General features: G+C 40.6%; 20 protein-coding genes. 13 read left to right on the forward strand and 7 right to left on the reverse strand.

Features of this window, described 5'->3' with window-relative positions; all coding sequences use genetic code 11:
- The first annotated feature begins 1 nt into the window (after position 1).
- The 5 genes from VB083_RS02670 (at position 2) to VB083_RS02690 (ending at position 5,007) form a co-directional block, all read left to right on the forward strand.
- Positions 2-253, forward strand: coding sequence for a DNA-directed RNA polymerase subunit omega (locus VB083_RS02670; RefSeq protein ID WP_213690536.1), 252 nt, complete (start codon positions 2-4; stop codon positions 251-253).
- Positions 234-1,460 (forward strand): bifunctional phosphopantothenoylcysteine decarboxylase/phosphopantothenate--cysteine ligase CoaBC, encoded by a 1,227-nt coding sequence (coaBC, locus tag VB083_RS02675; RefSeq protein ID WP_213690537.1) that lies wholly within the window; start codon positions 234-236, stop codon positions 1,458-1,460. Before VB083_RS02670 ends, coaBC begins: the two co-directional genes overlap by 20 nt.
- On the forward strand, positions 1,457-3,271 hold the full coding sequence (locus VB083_RS02680; RefSeq protein ID WP_323401687.1) for a prephenate dehydrogenase: 1,815 nt from the start codon (positions 1,457-1,459) through the stop codon (positions 3,269-3,271). The genes coaBC and VB083_RS02680 overlap by 4 nt, the downstream gene beginning before the upstream one ends.
- A 30-nt stretch (positions 3,272-3,301) precedes the next feature.
- Positions 3,302-4,612 carry a ribosome biogenesis GTPase Der gene (gene der / locus VB083_RS02685; protein ID WP_213699394.1) on the forward strand — a complete coding sequence of 437 codons (1,311 nt, stop codon included), beginning with the start codon at positions 3,302-3,304 and terminating at the stop codon, positions 4,610-4,612.
- Between the two features lie 119 nt (positions 4,613-4,731).
- The gene (locus VB083_RS02690; RefSeq protein ID WP_213695726.1) at positions 4,732-5,007 is read left to right on the forward strand and encodes an HU family DNA-binding protein; all 276 of its coding nucleotides are present in this window, start codon (positions 4,732-4,734) and stop codon (positions 5,005-5,007) included.
- A 56-nt stretch (positions 5,008-5,063) separates the two neighbouring features.
- On the opposite strand, the gene rsmA is transcribed toward VB083_RS02690, so the two are convergent.
- Positions 5,064-5,873 (reverse strand): 16S rRNA (adenine(1518)-N(6)/adenine(1519)-N(6))-dimethyltransferase RsmA, encoded by an 810-nt coding sequence (rsmA, locus tag VB083_RS02695; RefSeq protein ID WP_213699393.1) that lies wholly within the window; start codon positions 5,871-5,873, stop codon positions 5,064-5,066.
- Positions 5,874-5,894: 21 nt separating this feature from the next.
- Complete coding sequence (gene catB / locus VB083_RS02700) at positions 5,895-6,554, reverse strand: type B chloramphenicol O-acetyltransferase (protein WP_213699392.1); 660 nt, start codon at positions 6,552-6,554, stop codon at positions 5,895-5,897.
- 515 nt (positions 6,555-7,069) lie between these two features.
- On the opposite strand from catB, the gene VB083_RS02705 reads away from it, so the two are divergent.
- Complete coding sequence (locus tag VB083_RS02705) at positions 7,070-7,654, forward strand: hypothetical protein (RefSeq protein WP_323401688.1); 585 nt, start codon at positions 7,070-7,072, stop codon at positions 7,652-7,654.
- Between the two features lie 269 nt (positions 7,655-7,923).
- On the opposite strand, the gene VB083_RS02710 is transcribed toward VB083_RS02705, so the two are convergent.
- From VB083_RS02710 to VB083_RS02730, 5 genes are all read right to left on the reverse strand, one after another.
- Complete coding sequence (locus VB083_RS02710) at positions 7,924-8,703, reverse strand: DUF5131 family protein (RefSeq protein ID WP_323401689.1); 780 nt, start codon at positions 8,701-8,703, stop codon at positions 7,924-7,926.
- Between the two features lie 65 nt (positions 8,704-8,768).
- Positions 8,769-9,890: a three-Cys-motif partner protein TcmP gene (locus tag VB083_RS02715; protein ID WP_323401690.1), complete on the reverse strand. Its 1,122-nt coding sequence runs from the start codon at positions 9,888-9,890 to the stop codon at positions 8,769-8,771.
- A gap of 253 nt (positions 9,891-10,143) precedes the next feature.
- A complete protein-coding gene (locus tag VB083_RS02720) occupies positions 10,144-10,350 on the reverse strand; it encodes a hypothetical protein (RefSeq protein ID WP_323401691.1) in 207 nt (68 codons plus the stop codon).
- A gap of 22 nt (positions 10,351-10,372) precedes the next feature.
- A complete protein-coding gene (locus VB083_RS02725; protein ID WP_323401692.1) occupies positions 10,373-10,987 on the reverse strand; it encodes a PDZ domain-containing protein in 615 nt (204 codons plus the stop codon).
- Between the two features lie 186 nt (positions 10,988-11,173).
- Positions 11,174-11,893 (reverse strand): LexA family transcriptional regulator, encoded by a 720-nt coding sequence (locus VB083_RS02730; protein WP_323401693.1) that lies wholly within the window; start codon positions 11,891-11,893, stop codon positions 11,174-11,176.
- Positions 11,894-12,056: 163 nt separating this feature from the next.
- On the opposite strand from VB083_RS02730, the gene VB083_RS02735 reads away from it, so the two are divergent.
- From VB083_RS02735 to VB083_RS02765, 7 genes are all read left to right on the forward strand, one after another.
- Positions 12,057-12,284 (forward strand): helix-turn-helix transcriptional regulator, encoded by a 228-nt coding sequence (locus tag VB083_RS02735; RefSeq protein WP_323401694.1) that lies wholly within the window; start codon positions 12,057-12,059, stop codon positions 12,282-12,284.
- Positions 12,285-12,407: 123 nt separating this feature from the next.
- Positions 12,408-13,121, forward strand: a complete 714-nt coding sequence (locus VB083_RS02740) for a hypothetical protein (protein ID WP_323401695.1) — start codon at positions 12,408-12,410, stop codon at positions 13,119-13,121.
- 256 nt (positions 13,122-13,377) lie between these two features.
- A complete protein-coding gene (locus VB083_RS02745) occupies positions 13,378-13,593 on the forward strand; it encodes a helix-turn-helix domain-containing protein (protein WP_323401696.1) in 216 nt (71 codons plus the stop codon).
- Between the two features lie 2 nt (positions 13,594-13,595).
- The gene (locus tag VB083_RS02750) at positions 13,596-13,799 is read left to right on the forward strand and encodes a hypothetical protein (protein ID WP_323401697.1); all 204 of its coding nucleotides are present in this window, start codon (positions 13,596-13,598) and stop codon (positions 13,797-13,799) included.
- A gap of 17 nt (positions 13,800-13,816) precedes the next feature.
- Positions 13,817-14,041 (forward strand): hypothetical protein, encoded by a 225-nt coding sequence (locus tag VB083_RS02755; RefSeq protein ID WP_323401698.1) that lies wholly within the window; start codon positions 13,817-13,819, stop codon positions 14,039-14,041.
- An 84-nt stretch (positions 14,042-14,125) separates the two neighbouring features.
- Positions 14,126-14,809, forward strand: a complete 684-nt coding sequence (locus tag VB083_RS02760; RefSeq protein WP_323401699.1) for a hypothetical protein — start codon at positions 14,126-14,128, stop codon at positions 14,807-14,809.
- Positions 14,809-15,840, forward strand: coding sequence for an AAA family ATPase (locus VB083_RS02765; protein ID WP_323401700.1), 1,032 nt, complete (start codon positions 14,809-14,811; stop codon positions 15,838-15,840). The genes VB083_RS02760 and VB083_RS02765 overlap by 1 nt, the downstream gene beginning before the upstream one ends.
- Positions 15,841-15,898: the final 58 nt, after the last annotated feature.

Below are 15,898 nucleotides of genomic sequence, written 5' to 3' on the forward strand. Positions count from 1 at the left end.
AATGAAGTTTTATGATATTGATAGTTTAGAAAAAAAGACTGGAATAGACAATAAATATTTATTAACAGTTCTTGTCGCTAATTGGAGCCGTCGGATAAGTGAACAAAAGAGTCGCATGCTTGAAGAAGACATAGAAGAGCATCTTTCATTAGCAATGGAGGATATCGCGAAAGGACGAGTCAAATACAGAATCCCTTCTTCACGGGCAAAGATATTGTTCCCTGGAGACTCCGATGCTAACGTGGAAAAATAAGCGACGAGTTGTTTTTTGCGTTACTGGCGGAATTGCCGCTTATAAGGCTCCTGAGATTCTTCGTACTCTACAAAAAGCAGACTGTGAAGTCGAAGTTATATTAACAGAGGGAGCAGAAGCTTTTGTAAGTCCAATGGTTCTTTCAACCTTGGCTGGACGTCGTGTATGGAGACAGCAAGATTTTCTTTCAGCAGATCGCGGTTGGGAAATTCCGCATATACATTTGGCAGATTGGGCTGAAATTGTGCTTGTTGCTCCATGTACTGCTGAAACTCTTGCTTGTTTAGCTCAAGGTCATGGAGAACGGTTGCTTGATGCTACTGTTTTAGCTACAGAGGCTCCTGTGTTGCTTTTTCCTGCAATGAATGAGCATATGCTTGTTCATCCTGCTACTGTAAAGAATATCGAAAGAGTGAAAGAGCTGGGATATGTAGTTGTGGAGCCAGATACTGGGAATCTAGCTTGTGGATATGAGGGAAGAGGACGACTACCAGACGCTACCGTAATTATGGAAGAAGTATGGAAAAGTCTCTCTCCTAAGAAAGATTTCTTGAATAGAAGCATACTTGTGACAGCGGGACCTACGTGGGAATTTTTAGATCCCGTTCGTTTTATCAGTAATCCAAGTAGTGGAAAGATGGGTTTTGCTCTTGCTCGTGCAGCTTGGTACAGAGGTGCAACTGTCAAGCTTATTTCGGGACCGGTCTCTCTCTCTGATCCCTATGGCATACCTTGTCAGCGAGTGGAGTCTGGTATGGATATGTATAAAGCAGTTATGGATGAAATGTCCAGTGCTGACATTATCATAAAAGCGGCAGCAGTAAGTGATTATAGAACTGCATCTATTGAAACTGAGAAGATGAAAAGAGAAGGGAAAGATACGCTTTCTCTTGACCTAGTTCAAAATCCGGATATTGCTGCTGAGGTTGGGAAAAGGAAAACTTCTAAACAGGTACTTGTTGGATTTGCTGCAGAAAGTAGTCATCTTATCGAACATGCTAAAGGCAAGATGGAAAGAAAGAACCTTGATCTTATCGTGGCTAACGATATTACGGCTTGTGATGCCGGTTTTGCCGTCGATACGAATCGGGTTAAAGTTATAATGAAAAAGGGCGATTTTTTTGAGCTTGAAGGAAGCAAAGAAGAAGTAGCTTGGGGAATCTTAAATACTGTTGCTGAACTGTGTCACAAGGAAGCGATCAATTGACGTTGATTGATGTTGTTGTTCCTGGGCCGTGGTGGAATTCTCTATCGTATGAGTATGAAGGGGATGTGAAGCCGGGTGTTCGTGTACTTGTTCCCATGGGGCCTTCAAAACGTGTGGGTTTTTCTCTTGGAAGGTCATCTGGCCCATCGGAAAACAAAGAAATATTCCGTATTCGTTCCCTTATTCGGCCATTAGATGAAGAAACTCTATTTCCAAATGATCTTTGGCTGTTGAGTCATTGGATAGGCGTTAATTTTCTGTGTGGTCGAGGAGAGGCATTACGGGTGATGTCTCCCTCTCAACTTTTAAAGGGAGAAGCGACAGAGCCTATCCCCCCTTCTGGAGTAGAAAAGCTCAATAGATCCTTTACGCAAAATTACTATTACTTTTCAGAGGATGAACAACGACATAAAAGGTATGTAGATATCTTACGGAATAACCAGGGCTCGGCTATTTTGCTTTTTCCTGAAAGAGTTTTAGCCGAGCTTTTTTATTCTCTTTTAGAGACACAAGGGTTTGAAAAAGTGCTGCTATGGCCTTCTGTTGGTGGCAAAAAGCTATGGGAAGCCTGGAACAAAGCTCGTATCGGAGATGTTAATATCATAGTAGGTGGTCCTGGTGCTGTTTTTGCCCCTCTATGTAACCCGGAGCTTATACTTGTAGATGAAGAAAGTAGCCCTGCATACCGCCTGCAATCTGTTCCCTTTCTGCAGATACGTTCAGTGGCTGTGCAGAGAGCACGTATAGCAAAAAGTTCTTTATATCTTTGTGGTCGATTACCTTCATCGAAAATATTCCTTCATAAAAAACCGGAGGAACAACTCGTTTCTCCGGAGAAAAGAGCCTTTTTTGTCGATACAAAGTTTGCTCCTAAACCTGATTTCCCGGGAATAAGCTCTTCTTTTCCACTAAGTGAGTCTTTGGTACGAGAAACGATGAAATGCTTGGGCGAGAAAAGAACAGCTTTATGGATTCTTGATCGAAAAGGGTATGCCGGAGAAATTACATGTGAGGAGTGCGGTGGCACACTTGTTTGTCATTCATGTGGAGTGGCATTGAGAGCGGAAGAAGAAGCAGTAAATGTCACCTGCCCGCTATGCGGGTACAAGGCTCCTTTCCCTAAAAAATGTCCAAAATGCGGAGGGTTTTTACTTAGTGGCAAGCGTCCTGGACTAGAGATTGTATTGAAAATAGCTCAGGCACTATGTGGAGAGGGCTATCCAGTGGTAGAATGGCATGCGGAAAAAAATACAAGCAAAAAAAGACTGAGAGAAATTAATGCGCATTTTGTTCATGGAGGAATAGTTGTTGGCTCACGAGCAGCTCTTTCACTTTGTGATTCTATGCTTGTTGGCATGATAGGTTGGATTGACGCCGATGCTGAGGCTCGTAAAGTGGTCTATCGGTCAAAATTTGATGCATATCGTATGGTACTTGAATCTTTCTGGCGTGGAAGAGAAGCGGCGCAAAGACGGGTTATCATACAATCTCGAAGGCCAGGAAAGGGTTGGCAGAGAGGAATTCTTGAGGGATGGACGTCCTTTTGGTATAAAGAGCTCAAAGAACGACAAGAATATGGTTTTCCACCCTTTAGTATTTTAGCAGAGATTACTCCGCCTCCTAACAAGAAAGAGGAGTTATTAGACTATCTTGTAGAGAAAAATATAATGGCTATGGATCCGGGGGGTAAGGAGAAAACTTTATGGATTTTTGTTGAGCGCCCCGGGAAGCTAAAGAAAGTTCTTGAGCCGTGGTTTAATATTTCAAAATCGAGAGAGGGCTTTCCGTTGGTCTCTCTTTGGATCGATTAAATAGAAATTTAAAGGAGGAATATAGGGAAAATGCCCATAATAGCAATAGTGGGAAGACCCAATGTAGGGAAATCTTCTCTTTTCAATAGAATTTTGGGTCGCCGTGATGCCATTGTAGATGATATGCCCGGTGTAACCCGTGATCGCATTTATGGAGAGACAGAGTGGAAAGGGAGAAACTTTTATATTGTAGATACGGGTGGGCTTCTTGTTCGTGACGAACATCCACTTGTTGATGGGATCAGAAAACAGGCGACGTTAGCCATTGAGGAAAGCCAGGTCATATTGTTTGTTATAGATGGTCTTGCGGGTCCTAATTGGATGGATGAAGACGTTGCACACATTCTTCGACGGTCGGGAAAACCAGTCATTGTTGTTGCCAATAAGCTTGATGATGGAGTGCATGAAGATAGAGTTTATGATGCTTACACCCTCGGTTTTGAACATGTAATAGGCATTAGTGCCCTCCATAAACGATATATTGACGATCTACTTGATTTAGCTGTTTCTCTTTTACCTGAAGAGGAAGAGGTGGAGATTGATCCAGAGGAAGTGCGGGTTTCGATTGTGGGGCGTCCGAATGTCGGAAAATCAAGCCTCGTCAATGCCTTTGCGGGCAACGATAGGGTATTGGTGAGTGATATACCAGGAACTACAAGAGATGCTACAGATACGATAGTAGAAACAAAGGAAGGAAAATTTCGTTTTATAGATACAGCGGGACTTCGGAAAAAGAGCCGCATTGATAGCGATATAGAGTATTACTCCTTTGTACGAACCCTTCAGGCGGTTGATCGGAGCGATGTTGCCCTTCTTGTTATGGATGCTAATGAACCAGCTACTGATCAAGATAAAAAGATGGCAGCGCAGGTTCTTGAAAAGGGAAAGGGCATAATTCTCATTGTTAATAAATGGGACACATTACAATCTACCGATAAGTTGGGGGATGCGATGAAAAAGAAAATAAGGGAAGAGATGCCTTTCCTTTCTCATGCTCCCTTGCTTTTTGTTTCAGCTTTGACAAAAAGAGGTTTACATAAACTTACGGAAACAATTATACAAGTTCGGGATAATCGCCGAAAAAGAATAGGGACAAATATATTGAACCGTCTAATACGCGACATTTTGGCTTTTCAGGCGTTGCCTACAAGTCGTAAGGGTAGAATTTTGAAAATCTACTATTGCACACAGACTGATGCGGAACCGCCAACCTTTGTATTTTTTGTAAACGATCCGGAAATTGTTACAACGTCTTTTGCGAGACATATAGAGAATAAGTTAAGAGAAATAGAAACTTTTGATGGGGTCCCATTACGTTTATATTGGCGAGTTAAGTCATAATTTGATATTAGTGAAATTTCTACTTGACCGCAGTGGCAGTTACTGGTAATAATAAATCAGCGCAAAGCTTGTCAATTACATGATTTTATATTAAATCAAAGAAAAGGAGGTAATTAGGGGTGACAAAGACAGATCTTGTTAATGCAGTAGCTAAAGCAACAGGTCTCAACAAGCGTGAAGCAGGTGCTGCCGTAGGTGCAGTGCTTGAGGCCATTGAGAATTCTCTTGCCAAAGGTGACAAAGTTCAGCTTGTTGGTTTCGGCACCTTTGAGGTTCGCGAGAGAGCTGCCAGAGAGGGAAGAAATCCTCAGGATCCTAAAAAAGTAATTAAGATTCCAGCAAAGAAAGTTCCAGTCTTCAGACCGGGTAAAGCACTGAAGGAGAAAGTGGAATAGGAATTTTTCGTTTTTTATTGTAGAGAAGAGGCCCTTTAAAGGGCCTCTTTGTTTTTTTAAAGGGAATTCAACGTTTTCCAGAGAGCGAGCCATTCCTCTCCAGTTAAATCTTCGGCTCTCAATGTTGGAGAAAAATTAAGGATCGAGAAACTTTCAATAAGGTTGTTTTTATTAATACCGTTGCGTGAAGCAGAGTTGATTAATGTTTTTCTTCTCTGAGCAAAAGAAGCGCGAAGAAGATTTCTCCAACTTCCATGTTGGGCTAAATCAAAATTTTTATCAATATTTATCTTTATAACAGCAGAGTCTACATTAGGCTGTGGGAAAAAAGCCTGAGGGGGAACTTTGCGCAATATTTTACTTTTCCCCATGAGTTCTAAAGTAATGCCAAGAGGGTAGCGGTCCTTAGTCTTAGGAGGGGCTATTAAGCGCAAGGCAGCTTCTCGCTGAACCATAAAGAGCATAGATTGTAATCCCCTACCTGAAAACACCTCTAGGAGGCGCCAAATCAAGGGAGTAGTTATATTGTAGGGTATATTTGCCACAACTTTAGTAGGAGTTTCAGGTAAAGAATCTTCATAATCAAAGGTTACGGCGTCACCCCAAAAGATAGTAAGACGAGGTTTATATTGTTCCTCTAACGGATCAAGATATGGATGTAATGATTTATCTATCTCTAGGGCAAAAACAGATTTACATGGAGAAAGAGCGAGTTGCTGAGTGAGGACGCCTTGTCCGGCTCCTACTTCCAAAATGACATCAGATTCTTCAATGGAGGCCCATTTGACAATCTGAGCCAAGATGTTTTTATCTTGTAGAAAGTTTTGTCCTAGACTTGATTTATGTTTAAACGTTTGGTCTTTCATTTCCCCTCCGTGTCTATTTTCTTATTTATCAACCGATTTTGTATTATGCCATAAATTATAGAGAGCGCGAACATTCTTAGAACAAAGAAGATGCATGTTCTCTTTTATCTGTTCCAGTGGCCACTCCCACCACGTCATTTCTAAAAGCATAGTTACTTCTTCGTCGGAGAATCTTTTTCGTATGAAACGAGCTGGATTTCCTCCGACAATAGAATAAGGGGTCACATCTTTTGTAACGAGGGCACGACTTCCGATGACAGCACCATGGCCGATTTTGACTCCAGGCATGATCATAGCTTCAGAGCCTATCCATACGTCACTCCCAATAACAGTATCTCCCATAGGGGCGTAGCCGTCACATGCTTCAGAGAAAGCAAACTTTTCATTATGTGTATATTCATCTTGCGTGTAGAAAAAGGGGAAAGTTGTTATCCAGTCATAACGATGACCCTGGTTACCTGCCATAATAAAACTAGCCCCTGATCCTATAGAACAAAAACTGCCTATAATCAATTTGTCGACATCATTTCGGTCTGGCGATAAATAACGAACACACTCTTCAAAAGAGTGTTCATGATAGTATCCGGAGTAGTAGCTATATCGTCCAACTGTAATATTTGGATTTGTTATTTGCTCGGCAATGGGTTTTCCCCTGAAGGGGCTTTCAAAATAGTTTTTCATTTGTTATTTTGCCTCCCAAATTTGCCAATAAAAAAAGCGGGGTAAATACCCCGCTTGTATACGCATGGTCGGGACGAGAGGATTCGAACCTCCGACCACCTGCACCCCATGCACCTTTGGGGCAAGGTCCTGATAAGAAAAACGCAAAGCCTTGCAAATACTGAATGTAAGGTATTGTTGTCCCTCTCAGCCCCAAAAAAAGTTTATCTGAAAGGAAAAAACGCACACAAACAGCGGCATCCGGCGTTTCTCTCAAATGTCAAGATTCACCTTCCGCATTGTTTACACAATTTTAACCATTCGTAGAGACGGAGTGAATTCCAAAGCGTGGTGTCTGGGAAAGTAGTATAGCATAAATATGGCGAAACGTTATAGATATGAAATATTGCTTATCTACTTTACGATTGGATAAATAATTAATTTTATAATAAGCATGGAGGGTATTTAATTTTGTTCAAAATAAGGTAACATATGGACAAAATACGATGAGATTTGTGCAAAAGGGAGGCAGGGAAGTGTCTTTGGGAAAAGATGAAAACGTTAAAAATGCAATATGTCCAAAAGCGGAAAGGATTCCACTTCTTTTAATTGGTTCAATATTAATAATAGGCCTGATATTGTGGATGAATATGGCAGATTCTTTTGGAAAATATATTCCCTTTGGCAGAAAGTGTGAATTAGTACATAGTTTTGTAGGCGGTTTTATAGGGATGTTGGGGGCATTTATGACATCAATAACAAAAAAAGAAACTAAGATTTACGGAGCCGTTTTTACTGCACTAGGTTTTTATTGGATTACAGCAGCATCTTCATTTTCTATTTTATTAGATAATATATGGCTTGCAGGGTCTTGGGTCGCTTTATGTGCCTTTGCGCTATTTATAGTATTACATATGTATTTTCAGAAAAAATTGGAACACAAGAAAGAAATAAGAGAGAAAATCAAAATAAAACGAATATACCGTTTTATTTTGATAATAATAGTAGTCATTGTAGGCATTGAGAGTTTTGTACTTATGTTAATGTCTTATTTTGAAATTGTTTCTTTTGATAATATTCAAAAAGTTGATTCGATATTGTTTTGTTGTTTGCCTTGGTAGCATAAAACTGTGAATACAAAAAATAACATCTATCGTTGCTTAGAAAACGAGAAGAGAATTTTTCATGTTAGCATCTACGTGATTTCAGAGGTTATATAGTGTCTTATAACAAAAAGCACAATGACTATTTATATTCGTACAAAAAACTAAGTTTGACAAATTGAGATTTTTATAGATAAACATATATTAATTACCCCTCATTGGCGTAATTAAAGCTTTTTCTCGAATTGTAGTGTTATAGCATTAATGTAAAAATTGTAATCTCTATTTTAGAGAACAAGATTTTTTTGTGTTACAAATGGTGTAGGCATAGCATCCCACGTTTTCCCCTTATAAAGTCGTCCCGCTTTCTTTTTGTTCGTGCCTCCCCATTGCTTAAAAAAGAAAAGTGTCCCATATTTTTGACACGAATGATAAACTTCATCTACCCATTTTTCTTCGAGTGGACGAGATCGTGGCCCGGATTCTCCGCCAACTATCGCCCAATCGATGTCTTCTAGATTTACGTTGCCAACAGAACCAATAAGAGGTTCAAAAGATACAAAACGAATAGTTGCTGGTATTTTTTTTAAGATATCAATGCGAGATATAACGTTTTTATTCTCAACACTAGTACCAAGCCAAAGATTAGGAAGTAAAGGAAGATTAAGCTTTTTTATAAGATAAAACATTCTTTGTGGTCTTTTAGTAAGAGTTTGAAACGTATGCCAATAAGCTTTAGACATAACATCCCAAATTTGGACGATAGCTTCTTCAGGAGCATTTTCATGAAAAAGGTCACTCATTGAATTGACAAAAATTAATTGAGGTTTTTTCCATGTTAAAGGTTTTTTTATTGAATCTTGATCCACGTGTATTTTCCCTGTCCAGATAGTTCGACCTTCCCTTGTTTTCTTCGTTAACCCGAAATATTTTTCATGAGACATTGATTCAAGACGGGCGGCCATAGCCATTGCATAACAATTCCGACAGCCTTCAGAAACGCAGGAACACCCTGCTAGAGGATTCCATGTCGAATTTGTCCACTCAATAGATGACTGCAAAGCCATAAAACCACCTCCTTAACAATTCTATTATAACGATAATCCCAGGAAATTACAGGCATTAAGAAAATTTAAGGAAAGCAAACGATGATATCATCTGCAAAAGTTTCTCCTCGAGGTTTTTTTTGAGGAGTAGAGATGCGATTTTCTTTATAAAGTTCATTCAGAGCTTTTTTGTAATTCTTTCTTATGTACTTTGTGTCAAGAGTATGTCTTTCATATATATTTTGCATTGATAGCGTCTCTCCTTCAAATGTTACAAGAAGGTCTTCCTTTAGATCATCAATAGGCGTGCAAAACAGGTTTAACTGATCATTTGGAGATGATAAATCGCATGGGTTAAAACAAAAACTGGGAACGCCTTCTATGTGGCGGCTGCTTTCTTTTGCCATTATTTCTTTCATAACATCATAGCCTTTAAAATTTTTCGTCACAAAAATTAAATGATGGGATGTTTTTTGGCCGTGGTCATCTTTGAAACAAAAAGGGAGAATGTAGTTACAACCACTATTTTCTTTTAAGGCTTCGCGCATTTGACAAATAATGAGTTTCTCCGCTTTTTTAGACCTGATATTTTTTTTAGATAGAACTTCTCTTAGCATAGAGAAACGTTTTTCTCCAAATAACGCTTCCATATGTTTTTTTACTACGTGGTTTTCGATCCCTGGGCGGATACGATTGTAATTGAAGAAAAAAACAGTATCAGAGCCCCATCCTTTTATAGAGGCACCTATCAAGTCTAAAGAGAGTCCTTTGTATCCCCAAGGATCTATAAAACATAATGATGGACAAGATAAGGGTTTTGTATTTAGATGCTGAACTATTTCTTCACCTACATCCATGCTAGTGTATATGGGGTTATTAGGAATATCCGGATAAAGTGCAGAAATTTCATTTTCTAGTTTTTTAATAGCAATGTTGTCTTTGTCATTAAAATAACATAAAAGGCCTCTCATAATCTCATGATCTTTGCTTGCTTTTTCTAAAATGAGCAAGGGGGTAGAGAGATTGTCATCATCGTATCGCCCTGGTCCACAAAAGAGGTCCATATAAATTATTTTTGAATTTATCTTTTTGTGTTTTTGTTTTGTGACTTTTATAATTTGTGCCCATTTTTCAAAATAGGCGCAAAGTATCTTTGTTTTGACACGAGATTGGAGACTTTGGTGTTTATAAAAAGTTTCTGTTCCCATCCAAATACCCCCTATTTATGAGTGTGAAATAAAAATATCTTGATATTCTCATGGGGTTATTCATTTTTAAGAGAAAAAGATAGATGTTTAATAAACGATATAGGAAAAGAGTTTTGAATGAAGGCTGTCGTTATTTTAGCCAAGAAAACTCCATGTTTTGTTACCTATTAAATATATTGGTGAAGTTCCTAGCCTTGTATTGAAGAGCAGTGAAATAAATCTTGACAGAGCCGTCCATGGGCGTTGTTTGGGTCTATAATAATTTCTTTATGATGTAGTAAACTGCAATAAGAAGAAGTGGGCCCCACACAATTACAGTTAGGCTTTTGCCTATGTCCTGCATTGCTTGCCCTACAGTTAAAACTGGTTCGCCATGTTTCCATTTCAATTCTTTTTTACAGTTCGGGCATTTCCGTATCCCGTCCTCAATGGTAGCTTTGCAGCTTGGGCACTTTGTCATGAGCTTCTCCCTTCTCCCTTTGTTACTTTAGAGTAACTAGATCTATTTCTTTATTTCTTTCATAGCTAATAACGACAGTGCGGCCTGCCCCTACACTTTTATCTATATACTGTATAATTTCATTGCTTCCCATTTCAAATACAGATCGGGCATTTATTTCTAAGATAACGTCTCCTTCTTTTAACCCAGCAGTAGCAGCAATGCTTTCCGCTTTAATGCTATTTACTAGAATGCCATTCCCGGACCTCTCTCCAAGGGTGATTCCGCTTAATCGTTTTTTTGATGTTTGTTCTGATGGTAAGGTCGCGAATGCTCCTTCCATTTCCATTATCGGAGTGCCATCAATTTCGTTTTTTAAATGCATGAGATAACTCTCTAGCTTCTTTTGCGCTTCTTTGTTAATGCCAGCTTCTATGCGTTCATAAGCAGTCCCCGCATTCATAACTATCAGGTAATGTGTGCTTACAAACGTATTCTCACTGATTTGAGCTAAAGAAAAAATAAGCCTGACTGTAGGCATTTGGCCAGTATGGATATTCATGAAAAAGATTCCTGTTATATCAGTTATTACTTTTTCTAGAACTATTTGGTTATCAGAATCAGTCTTAAGAGTAAAGCCCTGAGATAGCCAATCCATTAGTATGCGTTCCTTGATCTGGGATTTTGCGCAGTTATTTATCGTTAGGTTGAATATATTAGGACCTGATGCGAATAGAGAATAAGCTGATGAACTTTGCGAGGAAAAGAGTATGAGCAAAATACACAGGAAAGTAAACATAAAACCTTTTTTACTCCACTTGTCATACATTTCTAGATTCCCTCCCTACCAAAAACTTTTGGGCTTCTTCGTTGTTTTAACCTCCACGACTTTTCCTATAATCTTGAACCACATAGGATCTTCTGCCACATCAGCGGGAATCTCCAGATTATACTGGGGCTTCCCGGCGCGGAGAGTGACGCTCCCATCTTTGTTTATAAAGACACCTTTGATGCTCCATTGTCCCCTGTAGACGACCAGGGCGCATTCCCCGTTTCTAGGTTCTTCTGCAGGATTGACGTAAGCGACGGAACCGTCAGGGATATCCATTTCCTCCATGCTGTCTCCCTCGACATACACTCCGAAAGGAGGCCTCATGTCATCATAAGTAGCAATAGATTTTTTCCCAAGGAAATCCCATTCTTCAGCTTCCAGTTCTACATAGTCCAATCCGTTCCCTTCGCCTGCACAGGCAGGGGTACGCATCGTTATGACGGGAACGCGAAGGTAGTCTTTCAGATTGAGAGGGGTTGCTTTGGCGTTTTTGTTGATGTCTGCTTTCTCTTCATTATCAAAGGGAGCAAAGGAGTCTGTTTCTCCCAAGAGATAAGCTACTGAAACATTTAAAACTTTCGCAAGGGCAAGTAACTCCTCACTGCGTGGAGTCCTTTTCCCATTTTCCCATCTTGTTATTGTGGATAACGAAACCCCTATTTTTTCACCTAATTCTGTTTGTGATAACTTGTTTTTTTCACGAGATTCTCTAATTCTCTCTGCGAAAAGCAATTAAATCCCCCCTTTTCTTTATTATGCCAAATGGCTAAATAACCTCAATAGGCAAAATGGACAAGATAATAATGGCCAAACGGACAAAAATAAGGCTAAAGACCTATTGTTTTGGCTAAATAGACTAATATAATATAGCTGTAAGGAAAGGGGGTGGTGGCTAATGCTTTTGGTTCGTCTGTATAGAGAAAAAAGAGGTATATCGCAGGGCCAATTAGCTAAAGAAATAGGGTGTTCTCTTGATACTGTGCATCGTTGGGAAACAGGAAAACGTGAACCCCGTTTGTCCGATTTGCAAAAAATAGCCTCTTTTTTTAATTGCACCATAGATGATTTGTTAAACCCTCAGCCGACCCCGGCGGGAGAGAGCAGAGAAGTAAGAGTGGGGTAATTCGCATCACAAGGGATGGAACGAGCGTGGAGATTGATCTGTAGTAGCCCCGCTGGGGCGATTGAACCTTGAAAATATAATACAGAGAAGGTTTAATTGATTAAAAATGATGGAGGTTAGCTTATGGAAAATTTAGAAATAAACCTTTCATTTCTTTTGATTTTGTTGCTCCCTGGTTTTGTCAGTTTGTGGGTATTCAAAAGAATAACGAAAGAAAATATGGACAAAAGAGGCGAATGGATGGTATTCGTGCTTGGATGCTGTTTTGGAGTGGCAGATATTGCTTCCTTTTCCATACTAAGATCCTTATTAGAATCTGTTTGGCCTCTTCCTGTTTCTTTCCTAGCAGGCGGGAGTAACCTCAAAATTTTATTTTCTCCTCCGTTCTGGATCGAATATTCTTTTTTGTCAGGTATAGCTCTCTTTATGGGAGGATTTGTTGCGTTTTTAAGAGCAAAATCATTCTGGGTCCCTCAAGTTGTGGCAAATTGTGTTGGAAAAATTCTGAATAGGCCAGCATCAATAGATGAGTATGAAACGGGGTTCTCTTATGTTGTAGCCGATCCTGATAAAATCACAAAATCAACTATCATGAAAGTTTCCAATTGGCAAAGCAACAGGGCCTCGCTAGTCGGAACATTTGCTGGAGAATCACATAGCGATATTCTTCTTGCTCACACTGAACTTTTTGATCCTGACGGTTTCCCTTACGGATTTAAGACGGATGTATGTATTGACTGGGAAAAAGGAGTCGTTATCGAGTACGTAGTAAGCTCTATTGAAGATCAACAAAAATTTAGAAACCGCCTGATGGGGGCGGCTTCTAAAAGAGATTAAGATTAATTCTTTTTTTCGTCAGACTTCTTTGGCTTAGGTTCTTTCTTAACAGGATCTTCACGCGGAGGGGTAAAAGATTTTTTCCCGGGATTCTTTGGGGAAATCTTGTCTTGACGTTTATCCAACAAAAAAACCTCCCTTTCATTATGTAGTCCTTTCTAATTTATCCTAAAAAGAAAATGTAAACAACTCAAAAAATATGCGTACAGAAATGTTCTGTACGTTCTTGTACTGTTTTTGTGAAGGAGGTGTTCCCATGAGCGTTGAAACAGTTTGTCAGTGTGAGCAGTTGCAGGAAGCTCTTGAAAGAGGAGAGCGGATAACAGCACTGGAAGCTTTGAGACGTTTTGGATGTCTGAGGCTTTCGGCCAGAATTTATGATCTCAAAAAACGCGGCGTTCCTATAGAAAGTGAAACAGTCAAACGAAACGGGAAGCAGTTCAAGGAATATTTCATGGGGAGGGGGAATTGAAAGTGAGAAGAAGCATGCTGAAAGCTATTGTAAGAGGCGGTCTCATAACATGTCCTTTTAAGAGGAAAACCCTTATTCGCAAAAGCACCTCTTACTTCCTTGACCATCTTTGTTCTGCTGACGAACGCGGCCGTATGAGCGAAGCGGAAAAAAATCTTTCTCTGGCGGATGTAAAACGGCTGAGAAGAATGTGTGAAAACGATTGATAAAGGAGGTCTTTTTTGTGCTGGACAGACTGAATGCCCTTGGTACGACAGAGAAGTTGGCGGAAGCGGTAAGGGAAAGAAAAGAATTTCTTGTTGCGAACCTGGAAGAAAAATTGGAGGAAGTGCTTGAACTTCTGACGGAACTGGAAAAGCTTGGCAGGGTGACAAATGCCATAGACGCAATGCTTGTACTTCCTCCAGGTGGTAAACATCGCAAAAGCGCGGAAAAACCCCTGGCGTGAATGCCAAGGGTCTCCTAAGAAACGCTGTGATTGGGAGCGGCAACTCCCAGTCACATTTTATCACTTGCGAATGGAGTGTGACAAATGAAAACAGAAAAGCTGAAAGGGACAAAGGCTCACCAGAGATACGTTTTAAGCGATGGGACACGGGTTCCAGGGGTAACGACTGTTCTCGGACTTCTCAACAAGCCGGCATTGGTCAAATGGGCGAATAATCTCGGTTTACAAGGCATTGACAGCAGCAAGTATGTGGATGAGACGGCAAAGATCGGAACGTTAGCTCATGAAATGATACAGAACTATCTGGGCGGTCCTATTCCGGATTTCAGCATGTATTCTCCCGAACAGATTGACAGAGCGGAAAACGCAGTCCTTAGCTTTTATGAATGGGAGCGTCAGACGGGATTTCATATGAAGACAAGTCTTATAGAACAACAAATGGTTTCTGAAACGCTTAAGTTTGGAGGAACTATAGATTGGTACGGTTTCATTGGAAATGAACGGTGGCTTATCGACATTAAGACGAGCAAAGCTGTTTATGACGAACATCGCATTCAGGTTTCAGCCTACTGGGGCATGATGGTTGAAAACGGGTATCCACTTGATGGGGCAAGAATTCTCCGTGTTGGACGGACAGAAGACGAAGGATTTGATGACATTGTTCTTGGAAGCGGAGAACTTGATCTTGGCTACCAGTTTTTCGGGAAACTGATGGATGTTTATTACACAAAGAAGGAGCTTGAGAAATACCAGAGGAGGTGTGCCTGATGGCTTTCAGGAAGGCGGAACGGCGCAAGGCGAAGCTTCGCATGGGGCTTGTAGGACCCGCAGGAAGCGGAAAAACCTATTCCTCTCTTATTATTGCCGCTGGCCTGGGGGATAAAATAGCCCTTATCGATACTGAGAACGGGTCAGGCGACCTCTACGCGGGAATGAAAGGCATCCCTGATTATGACATATGCCAGATTGAACCTCCATACACAGTTCAGAAGTATCTTGCTGCCCTAAAAGCAGCTGAGGAAGCCGGGTATGATGTGGCTATCATTGACTCGCTGACTCATGCCTGGGCAGGAGAGGGCGGTCTCTTGGATCAGCAGGGCAAGCTTGCTGATTCGGGACGTGGAAACTCTTATACAGCCTGGAGACAGATTACGCCACTTCATAATAAGCTCGTAGAAGCCATGCTTACCAGTCGCTGTCATATTATCGCCACCATGCGGGCAAAAACTGAGTATGTCCTGAAAGAGGAAACGAAAAACGGACGGACTATTCAGGTTCCTCAAAAGGTAGGGATGGCACCTGTACAGAGAGATGGCATGGATTACGAGTTCACCTTAGTGATAGATCTCGATGTCAATCATAACGCCCAGGCCAGTAAAGACCGAACCAGTCTTTTTGATGGTCAGATATTCACGCCTTCTAAAGATACTGGCCAGCTTCTTAAAAAATGGCTTGAGTCAGGCTCAGACTTTCAACCTGCCCCCCTTTTAAAAGCAAAAACTGAAAAAGCGGAAACATCACAAAAAAGCGTAGATCAGTCCGACAGGCGAAGTGAAATCTGGCGTGGATATCTTATGGTCTGCGGGAACGCCAACCATGCTAAAAATGCCATTCTTAAAATTGTTCCGGGTAAACCTTCCAAAGTATGGAATGAAGACGATATGAAAAAACTGGAAAAGGATCTTCAGCGGCGCATAGATGAAACCATGGAAAAAGAGGCATCTGGCGAAATTTTTCAGGAAGCCGCGGAACTGTCTTCGGAACCCGTTCCGGCGAGCGATGTGAATGGGGCAGTTTAGCCATGGCAAACAGGGGGCTTAAGTGTCCAACCTGTTCAGCGTGGGATTCTAAGATTAA

Origin of the sequence: Aminobacterium sp. (genome assembly GCF_034926885.1) — a bacterium.
Taxonomy (GTDB): domain Bacteria; phylum Synergistota; class Synergistia; order Synergistales; family Aminobacteriaceae; genus Aminobacterium.